Source organism: Pseudomonas sp. NPDC096925 (assembly GCF_044762545.1).
GTDB lineage: Bacteria > Pseudomonadota > Gammaproteobacteria > Pseudomonadales > Pseudomonadaceae > Aquipseudomonas.
Genome location: NZ_JBIWEM010000014.1, coordinates 49,590 through 57,326, shown reverse-complemented (window position 1 = coordinate 57,326; position 7,737 = coordinate 49,590). Strand labels below are relative to the sequence as shown.

General features: G+C 66.3%; 6 protein-coding genes. 1 reads left to right on the top strand and 5 read right to left on the bottom strand.

The features are described 5' to 3' along the window. Nucleotides 1-173: 173 nt before the first annotated feature. The 5 genes from ACIQYU_RS25710 to ACIQYU_RS25690 are packed head-to-tail and all read right to left on the bottom strand — an operon-like array spanning nt 174 to nt 5,505. Nucleotides 174-1,238, bottom strand: a complete 1,065-nt coding sequence (locus ACIQYU_RS25710; RefSeq protein WP_233688305.1) for a 2,3-butanediol dehydrogenase — start codon at nt 1,236-1,238, stop codon at nt 174-176. A gap of 52 nt (nt 1,239-1,290) precedes the next feature. Next, nucleotides 1,291-2,397 carry an acetoin dehydrogenase dihydrolipoyllysine-residue acetyltransferase subunit gene (locus tag ACIQYU_RS25705; protein WP_233688291.1) on the bottom strand — a complete coding sequence of 369 codons (1,107 nt, stop codon included), beginning with the start codon at nt 2,395-2,397 and terminating at the stop codon, nt 1,291-1,293. Beyond that, complete coding sequence (locus ACIQYU_RS25700) at nt 2,394-3,416, bottom strand: alpha-ketoacid dehydrogenase subunit beta (protein ID WP_013970705.1); 1,023 nt, start codon at nt 3,414-3,416, stop codon at nt 2,394-2,396. The genes ACIQYU_RS25705 and ACIQYU_RS25700 overlap by 4 nt, the downstream gene beginning before the upstream one ends. A gap of 33 nt (nt 3,417-3,449) precedes the next feature. After that, nucleotides 3,450-4,427, bottom strand: a complete 978-nt coding sequence (locus tag ACIQYU_RS25695) for a thiamine pyrophosphate-dependent dehydrogenase E1 component subunit alpha (RefSeq protein ID WP_207832806.1) — start codon at nt 4,425-4,427, stop codon at nt 3,450-3,452. Between the two features lie 22 nt (nt 4,428-4,449). Next, entirely contained in the window at nt 4,450-5,505 is a 1,056-nt protein-coding gene (locus ACIQYU_RS25690) for an ATP-NAD kinase family protein (protein WP_233688292.1), read from the bottom strand. Nucleotides 5,506-5,788: 283 nt separating this feature from the next. Between ACIQYU_RS25690 and ACIQYU_RS25685 the strand changes: the two genes are divergently transcribed. After that, a complete protein-coding gene (locus ACIQYU_RS25685; RefSeq protein ID WP_207832810.1) occupies nt 5,789-7,642 on the top strand; it encodes a sigma-54-dependent Fis family transcriptional regulator in 1,854 nt (617 codons plus the stop codon). Nucleotides 7,643-7,737 lie beyond the last annotated feature (95 nt).

Below are 7,737 nucleotides of genomic sequence, written 5' to 3'. Positions count from 1 at the left end.
CTTCTTCGCGGGTAAACCCGCTCCCACAGGTCCAGCGGTGACTTTCAGCTTTGCGCAATACCTGTGGGAGCGGCTTTAGCCGCGAACACCGGCGAAGCCGGTGCCAGGCACCGCGTCGCCTGCTTCGCGGGCACGCCCGCTCCCACAGGTTCCGTTTAGCCTTTGAGGTGCAATCAGCGCACGCCCGGCGAAACGATGATTTTCACGTTCTCCTCCTTGTTGTTGACCAACTCCTCGAAGCCCAGCTCGACAATCTGCTCCAGTCCGATCCGCCCGGTCACCAGCGGGCGAATATCCAGCCTGCCGTCAGCGATGAAGGCAATCACATCGGCAAACTCGCCGTTATAGGCCAACGCCCCCAGCACCTGCTTTTCAGTGGACACCAGTTCGAAGAAGTTGAACTCGCTCGGCTCCTCGAATATCCCCACCAACACGCACTTGCCCGCCTTGCGGATGGTGTCGATGGCCAGCTTGGCCGTGTGCTTGTTGCCGATGCATTCAAAACTCACATCCGCTCCCAGCCCGGCAGTCAGCTTGCGGATTTCCGCCAAGGCGTCGCACTGGCTGGGGTCCAGCACTACGCTGGCGCCAACTTCTTTAGCCTTGGCCTTGCGCGCCGAGGACATTTCCAGGGCGATCACCTGCGCCGCCCCCGCTGCCTTGGCACACATGATGGTGCACAGGCCGATGGTGCCGGCGCCGACCACCACCACGGTCTGGCCCAGCAGGCTACCGGCCTTTTTCACCGCATGCATGCCCACCGCCAGCGGCTCGATCAGCGCCCCGGCCTCCGACGGGAAACCCTGCGGGAGCCGGTACAGCAGGTTGGCGGGCACGTTGACAAGCTCGGCGAAGGCGCCGTTGTTCATCAGGCCGGTGAAGGCCAGACGCTCGCAGATGTTGTACAGGCCATGGGTGCAGTAGTAGCAGGTGCCGCAATGCTGGCAGGCGTCCGCAGCCACCGGGTCGCCGACGGCAAAACCTTCCACGCCTTCACCCAGCTTGGCAATCTGGCCGCAGAACTCGTGGCCGAGGATGCACTGGCCCTGGATGCCGGTCAGCGGGTGCGGTGCCTCCACCGGGATGAATACCGGGCCGGCGACGTATTCGTGCAGGTCGGAGCCGCAGATGCCGCACCAGTCCACCTTGATCTGCACCCATCCGGGCGCAGGGTCGGCCGGCAGGGGCACCTGTTCGACGCGAATGTCATTGCGGCCATGCCAGACGGCGGCGCGCATGTGGGTGTGGCTCAGGTCGTTCATGGGTTTTCTCCAGGCTCACGGAAAGGGCTTAGTGCTTGCGCAGGAATGCGAGCAGTTGCTGGTTGACCTGTTCGGCCGCTTCCATCTGCACCATGTGCCCAGCCTCAGGCAGCACCAGCACTTCAGCCTCCAGCCCTTCGGCATGGCTGGCCGGGATGATCGCGTCCTTGCCGCCCCACACCACCAGGGCCGGGTGTTGCCCCAGCACCCCGCGCAGGTCGTGGCGCTGCCGGTCGCCGTCGGCGATGGCCGATGCCAGCAGGCGCAACGCGTCGTCCACCCCTTCCAGGCGCTTGAACTTGAGCATGTCCTCCAGCATCTGCCGGGTGACCAGTGCCGGGTCGGCAAACAGCTGCACCATCTGCGGCTTGAGGGCATTGCGGTTGGCGGCAGCGACGAAGCCTTGCAGGTACTGCCCGTTGATCGCCTCGCCCAGCCCGGCGCTGGCCACCAGGCTCAGGCTGGCCACCCGCTGCGGTGCCAGGCGCGCCACGTTCAGGCTGACTGCGCCGCCCATGGAGTGGCCGGCCAGGTGGGCCTTGGTGATGTCCAGGTGGTCGAGCAGGGCCAGCACGGTTTCGCTCAGTTCATCCAGGTCGCCGCGTTGCAGGGCCTTGCCCGACTCACCATGCCCCGGCAGGTCGAGGGCGATCACCCGCCGCTCGGCTGCCAGCGCCGGGTGGTTGAACAGCCAGTTGTTGAGGTCGCCGCCAAAGCCGTGCACCAGCACCAGCGGCGTGCCGCCATCGCCCAGCTCGAACCAGCGCAGCAGGCGACCGCCCACTTCCGCCTTCTGTGGCACTGGCCCCTGGGCCTGGTCAGCGCCACCTTCGGCGACGAACTCGGCCTGGAAGCGCTGCACCACGGCATCGATTTCAGCCTCTTCGGCTTCCCCTTCCACCACCACTGCCAGCAGCGCACCGACCGGCAGGGTTTCATCCGGCCTGGCCACCTGGCGACGCAGTACGCCGCTGAACGGGGCTTCGACGCTGCTGCTGATCTTGTCGGTCTCGACGTCCAGCACCTCGTCGCCCTTGTTGATTTCATCACCTTCCTGCTTCAGCCAGGTGTCCACCCGGCCCTCGGTCATCGACAGGCCCCACTTGGGCATGGTCAGGGTATGGATCTGGCTCATGCGGCACTCCTTGCGGCTTCGATCACTTTGCGTACCGCAGCCTCGATCTTCGCCGCGTCAGGGATGTACAGGTCTTCCAGTGCATCGGAGAACGGCACAGGAGTATGCGGGGCGGTGACCATCTCGATCGGGCCCTTGAGCGCGCCGAAGGCCTTCTGCGCCACCAGTGCGCTGATGTCGGTGGCCATGGAGCAGCGTGGGTTGGCTTCGTCGATCACCACCAGGCGGCCGGTCTTTTCCACGCTTTCCAGAATGCTGTCTTCGTCCAGCGGGCTGGTGGTGCGCAGGTCCAGCACCTCGCAGTCGATACCCTGGCGGGCCAGGTTGTTGGCGGCCTCCAGCGCCACATGCACCATGCGGCCATAGGTCACCAGGGTCACATCGTCGCCATCACGCAGGAAGTTGGCTTCGCCGAACGGCACGGTGTAGACCTCTTCCGGCACCTCGCCTTGCATGCTGTACAGCAGCTTGTGCTCGCAGAAGATCACCGGGTCGTTGTCGCGGATCGCCTGTATCAACAGGCCCTTGGCATCGTACGGCGAGGACGGGCAGACCACCTTCAGGCCGGGGATATGCGTCCATAGCGAGGTGAGCATCTGCGAGTGCTGGGCCGCTGCGCGCAGGCCGGCGCCGTACATGGTGCGCATCACCAGCGGGGTGACCGCCTTGCCGCCGAACATGTAGCGGAACTTGGCGGCCTGGTTGAGGATCTGGTCCAGGCAGCAGCCGGCGAAGTCGACGAACATCAGCTCGCACACCGGGCGCAGGCCCTGGGTGGCGGCACCGACCGCGGCGCCGACGTAGCCGATTTCCGACAGCGGCGCGTCGAGCACGCGCCCCGGGAACTGGTGGTACAGGCCCTTGGTCACGCCCAGCACGCCACCCCAGGCGTCATCCTCGCCGGGGGCACCGGCGCCGCCGGCGACGTCTTCGCCAATGATGAACACCGTGTTGTCGCGGCGCATTTCCTGGGCCAGGGCTTCGTTGATGGCCTGCTGGTAGCTGATCTTTCTTGCCATGGTGATTCTCCTGTTGTTCTTGTAATCCGCGGCTCAGGGGTAGGCGACGTAGACGTCGGTGAGCAGGTCGGCGGGCTGTGGCTTGGGATCGGACTTGGCGCGGCGCACAGCGTCTTCGATCAGGTCTTCGACGCGGGCGTCGATGGCGTCCAGTTGCGCAGCCGTGAGCAGGCCGGCGCGGGTGGTCTTGTTGCGGAACTGCATGAGGCAGTCGCGGGATTCGCGCAGGTTCTTCACTTCATCGGGGGCGCGGTAGGTTTGTGCATCGCCTTCGAAATGGCCGTAGTAGCGGCTGAGCTTGACCTCGATCAGCGATGGGCCTTGCCCGGAACGTGCGCGCTCGATGGCAGCACCGGCGGCCTCGTACACGGCAAAGAAGTCGAAACCGTCGATGGTGACGCCGGGCATGCCGAAACCGGCAGCGCGGTCGGCGATGTGGTCGCAGGCCACCGACCAGGTCGAGGCGGTGGCTTCGGCGTAGCCGTTGTTCTCGGCCACGAAGATGCACGGCAGGTTCATGATCGATGCCATGTTCATGGCCTCGAACACGGCACCTTCGTTGGAAGCGCCATCGCCGAAGAATGCCACCGACACATCGTCGTTGCCCTTGATCTTGGCCGCCAACGCGGCGCCGGCCACCAAGGGGGCACCTGCACCGACGATGCCGTTGGCGCCGAGCATGCCTTTTTCCAGGTCGGCGATATGCATCGAGCCGCCTTTACCGCCGCAAACGCCGGTCTTCTTGCCGTAGATCTCGGCCATCATGCCGTACACGTCGACCCCCTTGGCGATGCAGTGGCCATGGCCGCGGTGGGTCGAGGCGATGCAGTCGCTGTCGCGCAGGTGGGCCATGACCCCGGCAGCGGAAGCCTCTTCGCCGGCATACAGATGGACGAAGCCGGGGATCTCGCCGGTGGCGAACTCCACGTGCAGGCGCTCCTCGAAGGCGCGGATGGTGCGCATCACTTCATAGGCATGCAGCAATTGTTCGGTACTGAGTTGATTGGACATCTTGTTGTTCTCCAGGGTTGTCTCAACACGGGTTTGCAGGGTGCAACCGGTGGCCGCGCGGTACGGCCAGCAGGTGATGGCGGGCGGCATGCGCCAGCACGGCCTCGACGTCCACGCTCAATGGGCCTTGGTGGTCGAGGGTGATAGTGGGGGTATCGCGCTCGGCGAATTCGATTTCGCGTTCGCCGTCCAGCGCCAGCGTGCCGCTGGCCAGGCTCAGGCGGTGGGCGACGCCGGGCGTCAGTGGGCCGCTGGCGGTGATGCCGCAGCCTTGCAGCAGGCCGGGTGCCAGCGGCGCGAGCAGCGCTTGTTCGGCGCCGGGGTTCAGGCGTACCCAGGCGCCGTGCGGGTCCTGGCGCGAGACCGGGCACCACAGGCCGCACAGGGCCGAGAGGCCGATGGCATGGGGTTCGGCGAAACAGGCGAAGACTTCGCAAAGGTCCTCGCTGCGGCTCAGTGCCCGAGCGCCGATGAAACGCTGGGGCGACACCGCCACCTCCACCAGGGCCCATTCGGCAAGCTGCTGCTCGGGCACCTTCACCAGCAGGCGCTTGTTGCGGCGCAGGCCGATGCTGGCCGGTACCCGGCCGCTGGCAAGCAGGCCGCCGGCCAGGCCGGCGCTGGTGGCCTCGCGCAGTTCGGGGAAAGCATTGTTGGTGCCGGTGGACAAGGTCAGCAGCGGTACGTCACCGGCCTCGGCGGCCACTGCCTTGTGGGTGCCGTCGCCGCCGAGCACGGCGATCATCGCCACGCCTCGCTCGACCATGCGGCGGGTGGCCAGGCGGGTATCGGCAACGGTCTGGGTCAGCGGCAGGTCGAGTATTTCGAGGGCCGGCCAGTGCTGGTCACGGGCTGCCGGGCCCCGGCTGGCCTTGAGCACGGCGGCGGCGATGCCGGTCATGTCGCTGGGCAACAACACCTGGCCGATGCCGGTGGCACCAAAAGCAGCGAGCAGGCGCTGGATTGCCGAGGCCTTGTCGGTGCTCGAATAGAGCCCGGCGTTGGCGGTCAGGCGGCGCAGGTCGCGGCCAGAGGCAGGGTTGGCAATGATCCCGACGGTCGGGGCGGGTAGCGGCATGGCGCACCTCGTATTCTTGTTTGTCAGGGCAGGAGCAAGCGCGGTGCCAGCTTCTTTTGAATTGGCTGAAGTGCCTGCAATAGAGCGGTTTCATTGCGCCCCGTCAGGTGCTGATGGTTCTGCTGGCGAGACGCCCGGTGCCAGCGCTGGGCCGACCTTGCCGAGACGCTGAGACGCTGCGTCTCAAGCCGCCCGGTAATCACGCAGTGCTTGTCGGGGCATGCCCGGAAGCGCTTAATGGCCGGACAACGATAAAAACAGCAACGAGAACCGGAGGGCCTGAATGCTTGCCGCGAACTCCCGAGCCCATGTCGACTGCGTCAGCAGGGTGTTGAAGAATGCCGACCGCCTGCCGCAGGCGCCGGTGCCACCGCTGATTCTCGATTCATGGCGCCGCTCCATGGAGCTGTACCGCCTCGATCCCGGGTCCCAGCAGGGGCCGCGCATCCTGTCCCAAAGCCTGCTCAACGAATGCCGCGAACGCGCCGAACTGTTCCTGCGCATTGCCAGCGATGCCGTGGCCCGCTTGCATGAGCGGGTACGCGGTGCCGACTACTGCGTGTTGCTCACCGATGCCCTGGGGCGCACCATCGATTACCGGGTCGAGTCGGCCATCCGCAACGACTGCCGCAAGGCCGGGCTGTACCTGGGCACCTGCTGGTCGGAGGGCGAGGAGGGCACCTGCGGCGTGGCGGCGGTGTTGACCAGCAAGGCCCCGGTCACGGTGCACAAGCGCGACCACTTCCGCGCTGCGTTCATTGGCCTGACCTGTACGGCGGCGCCGGTGTTCGACCCGCTGGGCGAGTTGCTGGGCGTCGTGGATGTCTCGGCCCTGCAGTCGCCGGACGACCGCCGCAGCCAGCACCTGATCCGCCAACTGGTCGAGCAGACCGCCCGCGAGATCGAAAATGCCTTCTTCATGCACAGCGCCCAGGGCCATTGGGTGATGCGCGCCCATGGCACGCCGGGCTATGTGGAAAGCCAGCCCGACTACTTGTTGGCCTGGGATGCCGATGGCCGCCTGCAGGCGATCAACAGCCTGGCGCGTCAGCGGCTGGTGGCGCACCTGGGGCGTTTGCCCGAGCACATTGGCGAGCTGTTCGACATGGACCAGCTGCGCCGCGTGAACGCATCGTCCGCTCAACGCCTGCCGGGCCTGGGTGGGCTCTACGGCCGGGTCAGCGCACCCCGCCAGCGCCAGCCTGCGCAGCCGTTGCGTCAGGCCCAGGACGCCCGCATCGAGCAGCACCTGCGGTTGGCCACACGGGTCAAGGACTGCAACCTGGCGGTGCTGGTACAAGGCGAGACCGGGGCTGGCAAAGAGGTGTTCGCCCGCCAGCTGCACCAGCAAAGCCTGCGTCGCGATGGCCCGTTCGTCACCCTGAACTGCGCGGCCATTCCGGAAAGCCTGATCGAGAGCGAGCTGTTCGGCTATGTGGCCGGGGCCTTCACCGGTGCTTCCAGCAAAGGCATGCAGGGGCTTTTGCAGCAGGCCGATGGCGGCACGCTGTTCCTCGACGAAATCGGTGACATGCCGCTGAACCTGCAAACCCGGTTGCTGCGCGTGCTGGCCGAGGGTGAAGTGGCGCCGCTGGGCGCGGCGCGGCGGGAGCGGGTGGATATCCAGGTGATTTGCGCGACCCATCGTGATTTGGCGGCGATGGTGGAGGAGGGGCGTTTTCGTGAGGATTTGTACTTCCGCCTGGCCAATGCCCGGTTCGAGTTGCCGCCGCTGCGCGAGCGTGAGGACCGCCTGGGGCTGATTCACCAGTTGCTGGCCGAGGAGGCCGAGGCCTGTGGGGTTGAGGTGGTGCTGGCGGATGATGCGCTGCAGGCGCTGCTGGTTTACCGCTGGCCGGGGAATTTGCGCCAGCTGCGTCAGGTGTTGCGCTATGCCTGTGCGGTGAGTGAGGGCGGGCGGGTGCAGTTGCAGGACCTGCCGCAGGAGGTGCGGGGTGAAGCGGTTGGCTCGGCTGAAAGCGGGGTGTCGTGCCCGGCGCGGCAGTTGTTGCTGGATGCGCTGATCCGCCATCGCTGGAAGCCGGCCGATGCGGCGCGGGCACTGGGAATATCGCGGGCGACCTTGTACCGGCGGGTTCATGAGCATCACATCGAGATGCCGCGGATGAAGGTGTAGGGTCCTCGGGGCACGTTGCGCCCCTTTCGCGACACAAGGCCGCTCCCACAGGTACAGCGTCAACCTTGAGACCTTGCGAAACCCTGTGGGAGCGG